The following is a 955-nucleotide window of genomic DNA, read 5'->3' as shown; positions in this document are numbered from 1 at the left end:
TTGGTTGTCAACCACATAGTGGACGCTCGCATCAATCATTGATGATTGTTGGTGGTGTATAAGTTTTCGGTGTATTAGTACCGGTCAGCTCCACGTCTTACAACGCTTCCACTTCCGGCCTATCAACCCAGTGGTCTACTGGGGACCTCTCACCCCCTCGAAGGGGGGTCAGGAAATCTCATCTCGGAGCAAGCTTCCCGCTTAGATGCTTTCAGCGGTTATCTCTTCCGAACGTAGCTAATCAGCGATGCTCCTGGCGGAACAACTGACATACCAGAGGTTCGTCCGTCCCGGTCCTCTCGTACTAAGGACAGACCTCCACAAATTTCCAACGCACGCAGCGGATAGGGACCGAACTGTCTCACGACGTTCTGAACCCAGCTCGCGTACCGCTTTAATGGGCGAACAGCCCAACCCTTGGGACCAACTCCAGCCCCAGGATGCGACGAGCCGACATCGAGGTGCCAAACCATGCCGTCGATATGGACTCTTGGGCAAGATCAGCCTGTTATCCCCGAGGTACCTTTTATCCGTTGAGCGACGGCCATTCCACAATGTACCGCCGGATCACTAGTCCCGACTTTCGTCCCTGCTCGAGCTGTCACTCTCACAGTCAAGCTCCCTTGTGCACTTACACTCAACACCTGATTGCCGACCAGGCTGAGGGAACCTTTGGGCGCCTCCGTTACTCTTTAGGAGGCAACCGCCCCAGTTAAACTACCCATCAGGCACTGTCCCTGACCCGGATTACGGGCCGAAGTTAGATATCCAGAGTGACCAGAGTGGTATTTCAACAACGACTCCACCACCACTAGCGTGATAGTTTCACAGTCTCCCACCTATCCTACACAAGCCACACCAAACACCAATACCAAACTATAGTAAAGGTCTCGGGGTCTTTCCGTCCTGCTGCGCGAAACGAGCATCTTTACTCGTACTGCAATTTCGCCGAGTT

General features: G+C 53.6%; 1 rRNA gene. It reads right to left on the bottom strand.

The window, feature by feature from the left end:
- Positions 1 to 54: 54 nt before the first annotated feature.
- Positions 55 to 955 (bottom strand): 23S ribosomal RNA (locus ABEA06_RS13510); the annotation flags it as partial.

Origin of the sequence: Kocuria gwangalliensis (assembly GCF_039544365.1) — a bacterium.
GTDB classification, from domain to species: Bacteria; Actinomycetota; Actinomycetes; order Actinomycetales; family Micrococcaceae; genus Kocuria; species Kocuria gwangalliensis.
Note: the sequence above shows the minus strand (reverse complement) of the source record. Positions and strands in the feature narration are given on the sequence as shown.